The organism is Streptomyces sp. NPDC057445 (assembly GCF_042802855.1).
GTDB lineage: Bacteria > Actinomycetota > Actinomycetes > Streptomycetales > Streptomycetaceae > Streptomyces.
Genome location: NZ_JBHVDH010000003.1, coordinates 386670 through 402526 on the forward strand (window position 1 = coordinate 386670; position 15857 = coordinate 402526).

Below are 15857 nucleotides of genomic sequence, written 5' to 3' on the forward strand. Positions count from 1 at the left end.
CCGGGGGCCCGGCGCACCGCGCCGGACCGTGTCCGGGCGATCGCGCGTGAGCGCGAGCCCGACGGCTCGGGGAGGACCGACCGGCCGGGACCGGACCGGCCGGGGTCAGAGGATCACGTGCGGCAGAAAGCGGGCGTATTCGTCCGTGATCAGCCCGGACGACTCCCGGATGCCCAGCCCCGCCGCCTCGCCCTCGACGACCCAGGCGCCGAGCACGACCTTGTTGCCGGCGAAGTCGGGAAGCGGCGCCAACTCCTGGTAGCAGCAGGCTTCTTCCCGTACGGCCGGTTCCCCGCCGGGCTCATGGATGGTCACGCCCGCGCCCTCGCGGCCGAGGAGCGGCTTGGCCACGTACCCGTTCTTCCCGGCGAGTTCGCGCGGTCCGTCGAGATAGGCGGGGAGCAGGTTCGGGTGCCCCGGATACAGCTCCCACAGCACCGCCAGCAATGCCTTGTTGGAGAGCAGCATCTTCCAGGCGGGCTCGATCCAGCAGGTGGTGCCGGTGCCGCCACCGTTGTCCAGGGTGTCGAGGACGTGGGGACCGAAGCGGTCGGTGGTCAGCCACTCCCACGGATAGAGCTTGAAGCAGCTGCGGATGAAGCGCAGCCGGTCGTCGACGAACCGGCCCGACAGCCGGTCCCAGCCGATCCGCTCGACCGACAGCGCTTCGGTGCTCAGTCCGGCCTGCTGTGCGGTCTCGCGCAGATAGGCGACCGTCATCAGGTCCTCGCCGAGCAGGTCACCGTCCGAGTGCACGAAGTGGACGGGCCCCGGCGGCAGCAGGGGTGCCTGCCGCTTCCAGGCGTCGACGAGCCGTTCGTGGAGGGAGTTCCACTGATCGGCACCGGGGAAGCGCTCCTCCATCCAGAACCACTGGGGGCTGGCGGCCTCCACGAGCGAGGTCGGGGTGTCGGCGTTGTACTCCAGCATCCTGGCCGGGCCCGTGCCGTCGTAGCGCAGATCGAACCGCCCGTAGATGGAAGGCAGTTCGGCCCGGCGGCGCCAGGACTCGGCGACGCGCTTCGCGAGCCGGGGGTCGGTGATGCCGAGGTCCGCGAAGCGGCCCTGCTCCACGATGTGCGCCGCCGCGGCCAGGCACATGGCGTGCAGCTCTTCGACGACCTCCTCCAGCGCCTCGACCTCGGGCAGCGAGAACTCGTAATAGGCGCTCTCGTCCCAGTAGGGACGCAGGGAGCCGTCCGGGTACCGGGTGAGCGGATAGACGAGTCCCTGCTCCTCGACGATTTCCTGCCAGCCGGGGCGCGGATCGATGGTGTGACGTTTCATCTCTGTGTGGACCCTGGCGGCTCAGCCGCCGCCGGAGCCGGAGGAGCCGAAGCCACCGCTGTCGACGGCCGACTTGTCGAAACTGCCGCCCGAGACCTTGCCGTTCCCCCGGACGCTGCCGCCGTAGTAGTAACGGCCGTGGCCCTGGCCGTCGTCGTCGTCGCACTCGTAATCAGGCAGTACTTCCTGGGTCACGGGGTCGATGCACCGCTCGTCGGGCTCCGAGCCGCAGGACGTGAGCGTCGCCGCGAGCATTCCCATGCCGCCGAGTACCACCGCGCCTGACCTCAGCCTGCGCCGCGCCATCCTTCCGGCCTCCCCGTCCTTGTACACATCAAGCCAGTAAGCGAATCGCCGCAAGAGTAGATGGCCGCGCCGCCCGGTCGTAAGCCCGGTCCACGAACCCTCCCCATCTAGAGTCGCTTTGTGTTCTTTGGGATGTTCTGCGCGATCGCGGCCGCCGTCTGCTACGGCCTGGCCACGGTCTTCCAAGCGGTCGCCGCCCGTGCCGTCGCCGACCCGGGCGACACGTCCGGCGTGGACGCCGCACTGTTCCTGCGCGCTCTGAGGCAGTGGCGCTATCTCGCCGGACTCGTCCTCGACGGGGCCGGATTCACGCTGCAGATCGTGGCGCTCCGGCTGATCCCGATCTACGCGGTGGGCGCGGCGCTCGCGGCGAGCCTGGCGGTGACCGCGGTGGCCGCGACGCGGGTGCTGTCGGTGCGGCTCAGCCGAATCGAGTGGACCGCGGTCGGCGCGGTCTGCGCGGGCCTCGGGCTGCTGGGCCTGGCCTCGGGCCCGGAAGGCACGGCGGTCCCGCCGCCCGCGCTGAAATGGGCGCTGCTCGGCACGGCGGTCGTGGTCCTGCTGATCGGCGCCGCGGCGGGCCGGCTGCCGGGCCGCTCCCGGGCGCTGGTGCTGGGCATGGGTGCGGGCATCGGCTTCGGGGTGCCCGAGGTGGCGGTCCGGCTGCTGGACTCGGTGGACTTCGGGAACCCCGCGCTGTACGCGCTGCTGCTGGGCGGGGCCGCCGCCTTCCTGCTGCTCACCTCGGCCTTCGCCCGCGGCTCTGTGACCACGGCCACCGCGGGACTCGTCCTGACCGAGACCCTTCTGCCGTCGGCGGTCGGGGTCGTCTGGCTCGGCGACCGCACGCGCGAGGGCATGGCCTGGCTCGCGATCACCGGTTTTGTGATCTCGGTGGCGGGAGCGCTTGCCCTGGCCCGCTTCGGTGAACTGCCGGCCCCGGAAGCGGCCGTGGCCGACACCGTCGTCCCCGACGATCCCGCCGGTCCCGCCGGTCCCGCCGGGCGGCCCGAGGGGCACTGAGACCCGACCGGTCGGCGCCGCGCCTACGCCGCGCCGACGCCTCGCCGCTTCCTGTCACCGTTGGCTGTCACCGGACCGCACCGCCGCACCGCCGCACCGCCGCACCGCCGCACCGCCGCACCGCCGCAGGGTCACGGGAGCACCCGGCACAACGCGTCCAGCGCGCCCGACCATGCGCTGTCGGACGGGGTGCCGTAGCCGACGACCAGGGCGTCCCCGGCGGGTGGCGTGGTGGGGTGGTGGTAGCGGGAGAGGCCCTCGAGAGCGAGGCCCTGCCAGGCGGCTGCCTGGACGACCGGGCGCTCGGTGCCCGGGGGCAGTTCAAGGACCGCGTGCATCCCGGCCGCGATGCCGCTGACCCGGATGTCCGGGGCACGTTCCGCCAGGGCGTCGACGAGCTGGTCGCGGCGGCGCCGGTAGCGCAGCCGCATCCCCCGTACGTGGCTGTCGTACGCGCCGGATCCGATGAAGTGCGCCAGCGTCAGCTGGTCCAGCGTGCCCGACGCCCAGTCCGCCTCGCCCTTGGCCGCGGCCACCTCGGCGACCAGGTTCTCCGGCAGGACCATCCAGCCGACGCGCAGCCCGGGCGCCAGGGACTTGCTTGCGGTACCCAGGTAGACCACCCGTTCCGGGTCGAGGCCCTGGAGCGCGCCGACGGGCTGGCGGTCGTAGCGGAACTCACCGTCGTAGTCGTCCTCCAGGATCAGCCCGCCCGAGGTACGCGCCCAGTCGACGGCCGCGGCCCGCCGGTCCGGATGCAACGCGACGCCCATCGGGAACTGATGGGCGGGCGTGAGCAGCACCGCCCCCGCGCCCTTGAGCCCGGCCAGGTCTTCGGTCCGCGTACCGCTCTCGTCGAAGGGCAGCGCGGGCAGCCGCAGTCCGGCGTCCGTCAGCCTCTTCCAGTGGACGTCGAGCCCGTACGCCTCCACCGCCACCTCCCGCACCCTTCGCTGTCGCAGCACCGTCGCGAGCAGCATCAGCCCGTGGACGTAGCCGGAGCAGACGACGATGCGGTCGGGCTCCGCGTACACGCCGCGCGCCCGCGCGAGGTAGTCCGCGAGCGCGGTGCGCAGCTCGATACGGCCGTGGGTGTCCGTGTAGCCGAAGGCCTCGTGCGGGGCGGCCGTCAGCGCGCGCCGTGCCGCCTTGAGCCATTCCGCGCGGGGGAACGACGCGAGGTCGGGTGAACCGGGCACCAGGCTGTACGCCGGGCGGCTTCGCGGCCGGCTCGTCCGCGGCGCGGCGGCCGGTGATCTGCGGGTGCTGGGGGTGGCGCGGCGGGCGACCCTGGTGCCCGAGCCCTGGCGGGCCGTGAGCCAGCCCTCGGCGACGAGCTCGGCATAGGCGTCGGCGACGGTGTTGCGGGCCAGGCCCAGGTCCGCGGCGAGCGTACGGGACGAGGGCAGCCGGGTGCCGGGGGCCAGCCTCCCCGTGCGCACGGCGTCGCGCAGCGCGTCCATGAGGCCCGTGCGCACGCCAGGGCCGCGCACCTCGATATGGAAGTCCGCGCCGAACGACGATTCGGCGCGTGCGCGGGAACCGTCCCCGGACGCCGCCTCGACGTCGAGGTCGGGCTCGGGGTCGAGGTCGGGCTCGGGGTCGAGGTCGGGCTCGGGGTCGAGGTCGGGCTCGGGGTCGAGGTCGGGCTCGATGTCGGGCTCGATGTCGGGCTCGGGGTCGGGGTCGGGGTCGGAAATGGCCCAGTCATCCGTCATGGGAATGGACCATACCGATGCGCCACACGGCTCGTACGGTTGTTGTCATGACGACGACCGAGTTCAATCCCGAGCACACCCCGCGCATGCAGCTGGCGAAGCTGGCACCCGACGTCTACAAGGCCATGGTGAAGCTGGACGCGGCCGCACGGCAGGGTCTCGACCCCGTACTTCTCGAACTCGTGAAGATCCGCGCGTCGCAGCTCAACCACTGCGCCTTCTGCCTCGACATGCACACGAAGGACGCTCTCGCTGCGGGTGAGTCCGTGGACCGGATCATCCAGCTGAGCGCATGGGAGGAGTCGCGGCACTTCTACACGGCCAAGGAGATCGCGGCGATCGAACTGACCGAGGCGGTCACGGTCCTGACGGACGGCTTCGTCCCCGACGAGGTGTACGAGAAGGCCGCGAAGCACTTCGAGGAGGCGGAGCTGGCGCAGCTGATCGCCGCGATCACGGTGATCAACGCGTGGAACCGTTTCGGCGTGTCGACCCGCATGGTGCCGGGCCACTACACGCCCGGCCAGTTCACGCACTGAGGGGGCTGCCATGCCGGTGAACGTCTTCCGCGCCCTGCACCACGGCCGTGCCCCGGAGGACCCGCTGGTCCTGCCGGGTCCGTGGGACGCGGCGAGCGCCCGGGTCTTCGCCGACGCCGGTTTTCCGGCTCTCGCCACGCCCAGTGCGGGCGTGGCGGCGTCCCTCGGGTACGAGGACGGCGCGACCCCGGCCGCCGAGATGTTCGCGGCGGTCGCGCGGATCGTCCGCGCCGTCGACGTCCCCGTCTCGGCCGATGTCGAGGCGGGCTTCGGGCTGTCCCCCAAGGAGCTGGTGGAGAGGGTTCTCGACACCGGCGCGGTCGGCATCAACCTGGAGGACTCGGGACCGGGCGAGGAACTCGTCGACCCCCGGCGCCAGGCGGACCGGCTCGCGGAGGTACGGGCGGAGGCGGGCGACGCGCTGTTCCTCAACGCGCGCGTCGACACGTTCATCCGCGGCGTGACCGACCCGGAGGCGGCGATCGAGCGGGCCCTGCTCTACGTCGCGGCGGGAGCGGACTGCGTCTACCCGATCGGCGCCCCGCCGGAAGTCCTCCCCCGGCTCCGCGATGCCGTTCCGGGCCCGATCAACGCGGGGAAGTTCCCCGGCGCCCCGCCCATCGCCGAGCTCGGCCGTCTCGGCGCCACCCGGATCACCTTCGGGCCGGGCCTCCTGCTGCGCACCCTCGACGCGGTCCGTGACCTGGCGGCCGGCCTGCGTGCGTGACGGGGCCGGGGGCGGCCCTTGTCCGGCCTTCGGCCGGGCTCCAGCGGCTCGGTACCGGACGGCAGACCCGCGTGTCCGTCCTCGAACGCCGGACGGGCCGGGCGACCGGGCTCGGCCCGAACCCAGCCCCACCCCCAGCCCCCGACAGGCCCCGGCCCGGCTCCAAAGCGACCCGGCACCGAACCGCCGCGGATCCACATGTCCGTCCTCGAACGCCGGACGGGCTCCTGTGGAGCCCGTCCGGCACTTGCAGCCCGGGCGGGGGCCGCAGCGCGCGCCCCGGACCCGTCGGAGCCGAGGTACGCCCCGCGCGCCGGACGGGGGATGCGGGAGGAACGGTGAGCGCCCCGGACCCACAAACCGGGGCGCGCCCCCGCGAGCCCTGTCGCCGCGTCACTTCTTCGGCAGCCACGCCTTCCACGTCGACTCGTTCGCCTTGACCCACTTGTCCGCCGCCGCCTCGGGCGACAGCTTTTGGTCGGCGATCATCAGGGCGACCTCGTTCTGCTGATCGGTCGTCCACTTGAAGTTCTTCAGGAACTCGGCCGCCTCGCCGCCGTCCTTCGCGAAGTCCGCGTTGAGGAACTTCTTCAGCGGGGTCTGCGGGTAGGCGCAGGTGACCTTCTTCGGGTCGGCGTCGCAGCCTTCCTTGTACTCGGGGAGCTTGATCTCGACCATGTCGATCTGCGCGTTCAGCCACTGCGGGGTCCACCAGTACGTCAGGAAGGGCTTCTTCTCCTTCGCGTACTTCTTGATCGCCGTGATCTGGGCCGCCTCGGAACCCGCGTAGTTCGTCTTCAGGTCCAGCTTCAGATTGTCGATGATCGCGTCGTCGTTGGTGACGTAGTCGGGCGAGCCCTCCAGCAGCTCACCCTTGTCGCCGCTCTCCGCGGTTCTGAAGTCCTTGGCGTACTTGTTGAGGTTCTTCCAGTCCGTGACATCGGGGTGGGCGTCCGCGAAGTACTTCGGCACGAACCAGCCGATGTGCCCGGTGACACCGAGGTCGCCGCCGTCGACGACGGTCTTCTTCGTCTCGACGTACTGCTTCTCCTCCTTGGGGTGGCCCCAGTCCTCGAGGACGGCGTCGACATCGCCCTTGGACAGCGCGTCCCAGGCCAGCACCTCGCCCATCTGCTGCGTCTTGACCGTGTAGCCGAGCTCCTTCTCGAGGATCTGCTTGGCGACGGCGACGTTGGCCTGGGCGCCGACCCAGGACGGGACGGTCATGGTGACGGTTTTCTTGCCGCCGACGTCGCTGCTCTTGCCGGTGTCGGCGGCGCCGCACGCGGTGAGACCGAGAACGCCGACGGCGCCGACGACCGCGGTGGCGGTGCGGAGGAGGGAACGGTGTGCAGACATGGTGCTCCTGTCAGAGAGGGTGTGGGGGTCAGCGGTGCTTGCGGGCGCTGCGGGCCGCGGGCTGGGTGATCCGGTCCAGGACGAGGCCGAGGCAGACGATCGCGATGCCGGCCGTCATACCGAGGCCCATCTCGCCCCGGGAGAGGCCCTTCACCACGTCGTAGCCGAGCGCACCGCCTCCGACGAGGCCGCCGACGACGACCACGGCGAGCACCAGCACCACGCCCTGGTTGACGGCGAGTTGCAGTGCGGGACGGGCGAGCGGGAGCTGGACGCCGAGTAGTTGCTGGCGGGTGGAAGCGCCGAGCGAGCGGGACGCCTCGAGCGCGGCCGGGTCCACCTCACGCAGACCCTGGGTGGTGATGCGTACGACGGCGGGCAGCGCGTACACGACCGCCGCGACGATCGCCGATGTGCGGGTCGCTCCGAAGAGCGCGACGACCGGGATGAGATACACGAACTGCGGCATGGTCTGCATCGCGTCCAGCAGCGGCCGCATCCAGCGCTCCAGCCGCCCCGCGCGGGCGCACAGCACGCCCACGAGTACGCCCAGCACCAGCGTGACGACGAGCGCGGCGAGCACCTGGGAGAGGGTGTCCAGGGACTTCGCCCAGACCCCCAGCACACCGATGGCGGCCATCGCGCCGGTGGCGGTGAGGGCGGCCGCCCAGTTGCCGACGAGCCAGGCCACTGCGGCGACCAGCAGCAGCACCGACCACCAGGGCAGCCACATCAGGGTGTCCCGCAGCGGGTTGAGGATCCAGAGCGTGAACTCCCGCGCCCAGGCCTCCATGAAGGTCAGGTTCTCGGTGATCCACTCCTGTGCCTGGTTGACCGGTGTGGAGATCTCGTACGTCCATGCCTCTGGCCAGGTGGTGGTGCGTACGGCGACCGCGGCCACGACGCCGGCGGCGACCAGCGCCCAGGCACGGGCGCCGTGCAGCCATCCGTCGCCCGGCGCGGTTTCGCCCAGGCGGTCGCCGGCGGCCGCGGTCGTACGGTCGAGCCAGATCGCGATCAGCACGATCGGGACGCCGGCGGCGAACGCCTTGCCGACATCCGTCGTGGACAGCGCCGAGTACACCTCTTCGCCGAGGCCGCCGGCGCCGACGAGGGCCGCGATGACGACCATCGACAGCGCCATCATGATCGTCTGGTTGAGGCCGAGGAGCATCTGCTTGCGCGCGAGCGGCAGCCGGGCCGTCCACAGCCGCTGCCGACCGTTCGCACCCAGTGAGGCGGAGGCCTCCAGTACGCCCGGATCGGCGCCGCGCAGACCGAGCGCGGTGAGCCGGGCCATCGGCGGGGCCGCGTAGATGACCGTGCAGAAGAGTGCCGCCGGCGTGCCCGTGCCGAAGACCAGCACGAACGGCAGGAGATACGCGAAGGCCGGCAGCACCTGCATGGTGTCGAGCACCGGCCTTAGCGCCCGGTCGACCCGGTCGGAGACCCCGGCAAGGAGCCCGATCAGCGCGCCGAGCACCGCCGCCACCGCCACGGAAACCACCATCAGCGCGATGGTGATCAGCGTGGCGTCCCACATCCCCAGCAGGCCGCACACGGCGAATGCCCCGAGGGCGGTGAGCGCGACGCGCGCCCCGCGCAGCCCGAGCCCGGCGGCCCGCCACGCGACCAGCACTCCCGCCGCGACGACCCCGAGCCAGCCCAGCGCGTCGAGCACCTGGTACACGGTGTTGACCGCGTCGGTCGCCGTGTTGGACAGATGCAGCAGGAAGTAGAGGAAGAGGGGGTGGGTGTCACGGTTGTCGACGACCCATTGGTTGGCGCCGTCGAGCGGCTGTGAGATGTCGACGGTCAGACCGGCGGGCCAGGCTCCGCCGCCGAGGAGGACGGTACCGAGCACGACGAGCACGGCGAAGGCCGCGCCGCCCGCCAGCAGTCCCCGGCGGCGGTGCGCGAACGCGCGCAGCCCGCCCGGCCCGGGTGCCGGGGCAGCGTCGACGGCGTTGGCGGTCTTGGACACTTCGTCCACGGTGACGCTCATCCGCACCACCGCCGAGCCGCGCACATCACGTCCGTACGGAAGGGGTTCATGCCGCCACCTCCTCGGTCCGCAGGCCCGCGACCACCGAGAGCAGGGCGGCGTGGTCGACGACACCGAGGCAGCGGCCGTTCTCGACGACACGGGCCGCGCTTCCGGAGCGGGCGACCGCCTCGATCGCCTCGGAGACCGTGGCGTCGGGCGCGACCGCGGGGCCGGAGTCGGCCTCGTCCGCGGTCGCGGGCCGCATCGCGGTCCGGACGGTCATGACCTGCTCGCGCGGAACGTCGCGGACGAAGTCCCGCACATAGTCGTCGGCGGGCGAGCCCACGATCTCCTCGGGCGTGCCGAGCTGCACGATCCGCCCGTCCCGCATCAGCGCGATCCGGTCGCCGAGGCGCAGCGCCTCGCTCAGGTCGTGGGTGATGAAGACCATCGTGCGGCCCTCCTCGCGGTGCAGCCGGACGACCTCGTCCTGCATGTCGCGGCGGATCAGCGGGTCGAGCGCGCTGAACGGCTCGTCGAAGAGCAGCACTTCCGGGTCGACGGCAAGCGCCCGCGCCAGTCCGACGCGCTGCTGCTGACCGCCGGAGAGCTGGCCCGGCCGACGGTGCTCGAAGCCTTCCAGGCCCACCTTCGCGACGACCTCGGCCGCCTTGGCGCGCCGCTGTGTCCGTCCTACGCCCTGGATCTCCAGCCCGTAGGCGACGTTGTCGAGCACGGACCGGTGCGGCAGCAGGCCGAAGTGCTGGAACACCATCGACGCGCGGTGCCTGCGCAGTTCGCGCAGCCGGGCCTTGTCCATCGACATCACGTCCTCGCCGTCGATCGCGATCGACCCGGAGGTCGGCTCGATGAGCCGTGTCAGACAGCGGACGAGCGTCGACTTGCCGGAGCCGGACAGGCCCATGACGACGAAGACCTCGCCGCGCTGCACCTCGAAGCTCACGTCCTGTACTGCGGCGGTGCAGCCGGTGCGTTCGCGCAGTTCGGCAGGGTCGAGGGCGGCGAGCTCCGGCGAGCCGGGGATGCGCTCCGCCTTCGGCCCGAAGACCTTCCACAGATCACTCACGGTAAATACTGGCGGCTTGGTCATCGGGCCTCACTCCGCGTTCCGGTCAGAAGCTCGGCGCATTTCTCGCCGACCATCAGGACCCCGATCATCGGGTTCACGGCGGGCATCGTCGGGAAGACGGACGCATCCGCAATGCGTATTCCGTCGAGTCCCCGGACCTTCAAGTCCGGGGACACCACGGCAAGTTCATCAGTGGAGGCACCCATTCGGCAGGTGCCGGCCGGGTGGTAGACGGTGTGCGCGACCTTGCGCGCGTACTCACCCAGTTCCTCCTCGCCCGTCACCTCGGGGCCCGGGCACACCTCCCGCTTCAGCCAGTCGGCGAGCGGCGCGGTCTTCGCGATCTCGCGTGCGAGGCGGATGCCGTCGACGAGGGTGCGGCCGTCGTAGTCGTCCTCGTCCGTGAAGTAGCGGAAGTCGAGGGCGGGCTTGACCTGGGGGTCGGCGCTCGTGAGGTAGAGGCGGCCGCGGCTGCGCGGCTTGGGGATGTTCGGCGTCATCGACACCCCGTGCGGCGGCCGTTCGTAGCCGAGCCGTTCCGGGTTGTCGGTGAACGGTATCTGGTAGAAGTGGAACATCAGGTCCGGGCCCCGGTGCGCGGGGTCCCTGCGCACGAAGAGTCCGGCGTCCGAGTCCATCGCCGAGTTCTCGGGTATCGGCCCGTGCGTCTCCCAGACGATCACGGACTCGGGGTGGTCGAGAAGGTTCTCGCCCACGCCCGGCAGATCGTGGACGGCAGGTATGCCGAGAGCGGCCAGATCGTCCTTCGGCCCGATGCCCGAGTGCAGCAGGAGCCTCGGGGTGTCGACGGCGCCCGCGCAGACGACGACCTCGCGCCGCGCCCGTACGAGCCGCTCCGTCCCGTCCTTGCTCCGTACATGGACGCCGGTCGCCCGCGTGCCGTCGAGCTCCAGGCGGTACGCCCAGGTCTCGAGCAGCAGTGTGAGATTGGGGCGCCGGTCCATGACAGGGTGGAGATACGCGACCGACGCCGAGGAACGCTTGTTGTTCTCCGGGTGGTACGCGAGGTCGAAGAAGCCGGCGCCGTCGTCGAAGGGCTTCCTGTTGAAGCCCTCCACCCGGGGGACGCCGAGCGCTGCCTGGGCCGCGTCGACGAAGTCACGGGCGATGGCGTTGCGGTCCCGCTCGTCCACCGGCACGACGTTGTTGAGCAGCCGGTCGAAGTAGGGGTCCATGGCCTTCGCGTCCCAGCCGTCGGCCCCGGCCTCGGCCCATTCGTCCCAGTCGGACGGCAGCGGCTTGAAGGCGATCAGCGTGTTGTGCGACGAGCAGCCGCCGAGGACCCGGGCGCGGCTGTGCCGGATGTGGGAGTTGCCGCGGGGCTGTTCGGTGGTCGGGTAGTCGTAGTCGAGCTCACCGCCGAGGAGTCCCATCCAGCGGCGCAGCGTCAGGACGTCGTCACGGTCGACGTCGCTCGGGCCGCCCTCGATGACGGCGACGGTGACGTCGGGGTTCTCGGTGAGGCGGGAGGCGATCACCGACCCGGCGGTGCCGCCTCCGACGACGACGTAGTCGTATTCATGATCGTGCATGAATGTGTGCTCGTGCGGGTGCTCGTGTTTGTGCTCTGTCATGTTTTCTGTGCTCCCCGTGGTCAGCCCGCGAACCAGCGCACGGGGCGCGGGGCGAGGTTCTGGTAGATGTGCTTGGTCTCGCGGTACTCGGCGAGCCCGGCGGGTCCCAGTTCCCGGCCGATGCCCGATTTGCCGAAGCCGCCCCACTCCGCCTGCGGAAGGTAGGGGTGGAAGTCGTTGATCCAGACGGTCCCGTGGCGCAGCCGCCCCGCTACCCGCCTGGCCCGCCCGGGGTCCTGGCTCCAGACGGCGCCCGCGAGGCCGTACTCGGTGTCGTTGGCGAGGGCGACGGCCTCGTCCTCGGTACGGAACGTCTCCACGGTCAGGACCGGCCCGAAGATCTCCTCGCGCACGACACGCATCTCGCGGTGGCACCGGTCGAGGACGGTGGGCCGGTAGAAGTACCCGGGCCCGTCGGGCCGTGTGCCGCCCGCGCGCAGCACGGCGCCTTCCGCCAGTGCCGAGGCGACGTACTCCTCGGTCTTCGCCAGCTGCTGTGCGGATACGAGGGGTCCGCACTCGACGTCCTTGTCGGTACCGCGGCCGATACGGATCTTCTCGGCGCGGCGGGCGAGTTCGGCGACGAAGCGCTCGCGGACGGACTCCTCGACGATGAGGCGCGAGCCGGCGGAGCAGACCTGTCCGCTGTGGATGAAGGCGGCGTTGAGTGCCTGGTCGACGGCGGTGTCGAAGGCGTCGTCCGATGCGCACGCGTCGGCGAAGACGACGTTCGGGTTCTTTCCGCCGAGCTCCAGCGCGACCTTCTTGACGCTGTCGGCGGCGGCGCGCATGACCTTGGTGCCGCTGGTGAGTCCGCCGGTGAAGGAGACGAGGTCGACGTCGGGGTGCTCGGCGAGGCGCGCGCCGACGGTGTGGCCGGGGCCGGTGACGATGTTGGCGACGCCGTCGGGCAGTCCGGCCTCGCCGAGCAGACGGACGAGCGCGACGGTGGTGAGCGGGGTGATCTCGCTGGGCTTGATCACGAAGGTGTTGCCCGCGGCGAGCGCCGGGGCGATCTTCCAGCTGGCCTGCAGGAGGGGGTAGTTCCATGGCGTGATCAGCGCGCACACGCCCACGGGCTCGTGCACGACGACGCTGTGGATGTCCCTGGACCCGGCGTCCACGACCCGCCCGTTCTCGTTCATGACGAGGTCGGCGAAGTACATGAACGCGTCGGCGACGCAGTCGACGTCGACGCGTCCTTCCTCCAGCGTCTTGCCGGCGTCCCGGCTCTCCAGCAGCCCGAGCTCCTCCCGGTCCCGCCGCAGCAGCTCCGCGACCCGCCGCAGCAGCGCTGCGCGCTCGGCCACCGGCGTACCCGGCCACTCCCCCTGGTCGAACGCGCGGCGCGCGGCGGCGATCGCGGCGTCGGTGTCCTCGGCCCCGCCTTCCGCCACGACCGCGAAGGCGGTGGCGTCGACGGGGTCGAGGATCTCGCGCGTGGCTCCGGAGGTGGCTTTGCGCCACTCTCCGTCCACGTGGATGGTCAGTTGTGCCGACACGTCGCGTTTTGCCTTCCGTTCCCGTTATGTCTCTCACCAGCGACAACCGGTGATCGGGGTGCCTGCCCCAGAGGTCGGAAAGCATGCGCGATACGTGGCCGGAAGTGGCCGGGCTCACTCCCCGCCGGGCAAGCGATGAGGTCGGGGGGAGTGTCCGTAGTCACTCGCCGGGGTAGACGGCAAGGTCGTCCATCGGGTCGTCGGCTCGTCCTGGACGTACCGTCCGGCCACCCACAGCGGCATCAGCCGGTGCAGGACGACGGCACTGAAGGGAACGGGGAGCAGCAGCGCCTTGGCCTTCAGGCCACCGGACCAGGTGACCGGCCCGGCCCCGCCGGCCGCCCCGGCCGCCCCGGCCGGCACCCAGGTGGTCAGCTGTGCGCCCGCGCCCTGACGCGGTCACGCCCGGCCGGCTGCCGCCCGGCCGGGATCCGGGCCCGCAGTCCCGGCCGGCCCCGGGTGGCGGCGCTGAAGACACCGGTCGTGAACATCCACGGCACCAGCAGCCCGATCATCGCGAAGGCACACCGGAACCGGTCACCGTCCACGCCCCCGGCCGGGCCGCGATGGTGGCGACCGTCAGGGCCGAGTGGGCAGCCACGAAGGCCCCAAGGCGTCCCGGCGTGGCGTGCAGCCGCCTCCCGCCTGTTCATCGGCGCGTACGCACGCCGGTCGAACCGCGTCACGGCTCCCGCGTCCATCCGTATCCGCGTCCACGTAGGGTCGAACTCATGCTCACGACCACTCAAGAGACCTTCCTCCGTGAGTTCCACGCCGCACACCCGGCGGTGACCGCGCGTTGCATGGCGCACGGACGGGCGGCCGACGGGCGGTCGAGCTACGAGATCCTGCGGGACCGCGTCACCGGATGCCGACGCGTCCTGGACCTCGGCTGCGGTGACGGCCTGCTGCTGGAGCTGCTCGCCGCGGATTCCGAGGGGCGTGAGCTCGCCGGAGTGGACCTGTCGCCCGAGGACCTGACGCTGGCGCGCCGGCGGCCCTTGCCTGCCGGGACGAGGCTGCTGGAGGCCAGGGCCCAGGAACTCCCCTTCCCCGCGGGCAGTTTCGACGCGTGCGTCTCCCATATGGCCCTGATGCTGATGGCGGACGCCGACCAGGTCGTCGCCGAGGCGGCCCGCGTGCTCGCGCCCGGCGGCGTGCTCGCCCTCGCAACGGGGGGCGGCGCCGTGGACGGAGAGGCGTACGACGTGTTCCTCCGGCTGCTGCGCCCGCTCATCGGGTCCGCTCCCGCAGAGCAGCGGATCCCCGCACTGGGCGACCGACGCGTGCGCAGTCGCGAGGGCCTGGACGAACTGCTCGGCCCCGCCGGGTTCTCGCCGGTCGACCGGGACACCGTCCGGATCGACCTCAGCGGTTCTCTCGAGCAGGTGTGGGACGTGGTCTCCGGGGTCTACGACCTGGGCCCGGTCGACATCCGCACCATCGCCTCACTGCGGGAGGCGTTCACCGCCGAGACGGAGAGCATGGTCCGCCCGGACGGCACCATCCCGTGCGGGATGAAGGTCCACATCGCGTCGTCGCGCATGCCTTGAACCCTGCTGCCTGGCGGATCTGGCGGAAGTCGCCTGCCCACGGACTTGCGGGCCTCCTGGATGGCGAGGACCGTGTCGCCGCCGCACTCAGGGCCCCCGGCAGGTGTACCGATCCAGGCCGCTGAGCCTGCGGACACTCGCCGACCGGCGGCCGGGGGTACGTCCCCGTCGCCCCTGCCGGGAACGACGGCGAAACCGGACGGTCACCAACTATTGACTTCGGTCATATCGGGAGGAAACTGGCCTTATACCGGAAAACCAGAGAAGGCCGCACCAGCCGGCAGAGACGTCTACCGGCCCGCGTGACTGTTCCCAAGGCTCTGGCTAAGCCCCCGGCAGAACTGCGCGAGGACCGGTGTGTCAGCGACGACTGGGACACGGGAATGCGACGCGGAACTACCGGGGACTGTTTATGCCCGGCCGGGGTCATGCCCGGCCGGTTCTGTCTCCTCTGGCGACGACGAAGGCGGTCAGCCGGGCCGAGCCCGGAGCGAGCGCCGGCCAGCCACCGGCGAAGCCGAGCACCGCGTAGGCGGACGTGGGGAACTTCTCGGTCATGCGGACAAGCGCATCGCCCTCGGCCCCGCCGGTCAGTCCGGCCGCCAGGTCCTCCATGCCGGGGTTGTGGCCGACGAGCAACGCCGTCCCCACTCCGGCGGGCACCTGCCGCAGAACGTCGATGAGCTCCGCGGGATCCGCCCCGTACACGCGCTCGTCGTAACGGACCGGCACCTCCACGCCCAGTTGCTCGGCGGCCAGGTCCCAGGTCTCGCGCGCCCGCCGGGCGGTCGAGCAGATCACCAGGTCGGGCACGCACCCCGTCTCTCGCAGCAGCCGTCCGGCGGCCGGTGCGTCCCGCCGTCCGCGCGGCGCGAGCGGACGCTCATGGTCCGCCGCGTCCGGCGGCCAGGCGGACTTGGCGTGCCGCAGCAGCACTAGACGGGCGGCGTCTGGCTCGTTCACGGGACCGGATTCCATGAGCCCAGATTCGCACAGCCCCCGGCCGCCGTCGCTGTCCTCGGAGCCGTGGGAGCACTGTGGGGGGGGGGGGGGGGCGCCGCGCCCCCCCCCCCCCCCCCCCCCCCCCGCGGGGGGGGGGGGGGGGGGGCGGGGGGGGCGGGGGCGGGGGCCGCCCCCCCCCGGCCCGCCGCCCCCGCCGGCCCCCCCCCCG

Annotated in this window: 13 protein-coding genes; 4 read left to right on the forward strand and 9 right to left on the reverse strand. The window is 71.8% G+C overall.

The window, feature by feature from the left end; genetic code table 11:
• Positions 1-105 precede the first annotated feature (105 nt).
• Together ACFU5O_RS09725 and ACFU5O_RS09730 are read right to left on the reverse strand one after the other, a co-directional pair.
• Positions 106-1287: a glutathionylspermidine synthase family protein gene (locus tag ACFU5O_RS09725; protein ID WP_384238439.1), complete on the reverse strand. Its 1182-nt coding sequence runs from the start codon at positions 1285-1287 to the stop codon at positions 106-108.
• A 21-nt stretch (positions 1288-1308) separates the two neighbouring features.
• Entirely contained in the window at positions 1309-1593 is a 285-nt protein-coding gene (locus ACFU5O_RS09730) for a hypothetical protein (protein ID WP_384238441.1), read from the reverse strand.
• A gap of 132 nt (positions 1594-1725) precedes the next feature.
• On the opposite strand from ACFU5O_RS09730, the gene ACFU5O_RS09735 reads away from it, so the two are divergent.
• Positions 1726-2616 (forward strand): hypothetical protein, encoded by an 891-nt coding sequence (locus ACFU5O_RS09735; RefSeq protein WP_384238955.1) that lies wholly within the window; start codon positions 1726-1728, stop codon positions 2614-2616.
• Between the two features lie 131 nt (positions 2617-2747).
• Here ACFU5O_RS09735 and ACFU5O_RS09740 read toward each other — a convergent pair whose 3' ends face one another.
• The gene (locus ACFU5O_RS09740; RefSeq protein WP_384238443.1) at positions 2748-4334 is read right to left on the reverse strand and encodes an aminotransferase class I/II-fold pyridoxal phosphate-dependent enzyme; all 1587 of its coding nucleotides are present in this window, start codon (positions 4332-4334) and stop codon (positions 2748-2750) included.
• A gap of 17 nt (positions 4335-4351) precedes the next feature.
• On the opposite strand from ACFU5O_RS09740, the gene ACFU5O_RS09745 reads away from it, so the two are divergent.
• The gene (locus ACFU5O_RS09745; RefSeq protein WP_384238445.1) at positions 4352-4873 is read left to right on the forward strand and encodes a carboxymuconolactone decarboxylase family protein; all 522 of its coding nucleotides are present in this window, start codon (positions 4352-4354) and stop codon (positions 4871-4873) included.
• 10 nt (positions 4874-4883) lie between these two features.
• On the forward strand, positions 4884-5600 hold the full coding sequence (locus ACFU5O_RS09750; RefSeq protein WP_384238447.1) for an isocitrate lyase/phosphoenolpyruvate mutase family protein: 717 nt from the start codon (positions 4884-4886) through the stop codon (positions 5598-5600).
• Positions 5601-5993: 393 nt separating this feature from the next.
• Here ACFU5O_RS09750 and ACFU5O_RS09755 read toward each other — a convergent pair whose 3' ends face one another.
• The 5 genes from ACFU5O_RS09755 to ACFU5O_RS09775 are packed head-to-tail and all read right to left on the reverse strand — an operon-like array spanning position 5994 to position 13133.
• A complete protein-coding gene (locus ACFU5O_RS09755) occupies positions 5994-6959 on the reverse strand; it encodes an ABC transporter substrate-binding protein (protein WP_384238449.1) in 966 nt (321 codons plus the stop codon).
• A 28-nt stretch (positions 6960-6987) separates the two neighbouring features.
• Positions 6988-8964, reverse strand: a complete 1977-nt coding sequence (locus tag ACFU5O_RS09760) for an ABC transporter permease (RefSeq protein WP_384238451.1) — start codon at positions 8962-8964, stop codon at positions 6988-6990.
• 46 nt (positions 8965-9010) lie between these two features.
• Complete coding sequence (locus ACFU5O_RS09765) at positions 9011-10057, reverse strand: glycine betaine/L-proline ABC transporter ATP-binding protein (protein ID WP_384238452.1); 1047 nt, start codon at positions 10055-10057, stop codon at positions 9011-9013.
• Entirely contained in the window at positions 10054-11631 is a 1578-nt protein-coding gene (locus ACFU5O_RS09770; RefSeq protein WP_384238454.1) for a GMC family oxidoreductase, read from the reverse strand. The genes ACFU5O_RS09765 and ACFU5O_RS09770 overlap by 4 nt, the downstream gene beginning before the upstream one ends.
• 20 nt (positions 11632-11651) lie before the next feature.
• Positions 11652-13133, reverse strand: coding sequence for an aldehyde dehydrogenase family protein (locus ACFU5O_RS09775; RefSeq protein WP_384238456.1), 1482 nt, complete (start codon positions 13131-13133; stop codon positions 11652-11654).
• A gap of 731 nt (positions 13134-13864) precedes the next feature.
• Here ACFU5O_RS09775 and ACFU5O_RS09780 point away from each other — a divergent pair.
• Positions 13865-14686, forward strand: a complete 822-nt coding sequence (locus tag ACFU5O_RS09780) for a class I SAM-dependent methyltransferase (protein ID WP_384238457.1) — start codon at positions 13865-13867, stop codon at positions 14684-14686.
• Positions 14687-15112: 426 nt separating this feature from the next.
• Here ACFU5O_RS09780 and ACFU5O_RS09785 read toward each other — a convergent pair whose 3' ends face one another.
• Entirely contained in the window at positions 15113-15664 is a 552-nt protein-coding gene (locus tag ACFU5O_RS09785) for a SixA phosphatase family protein (protein ID WP_384238459.1), read from the reverse strand.
• Between the last annotated feature and the right edge of the window lie 193 nt (positions 15665-15857).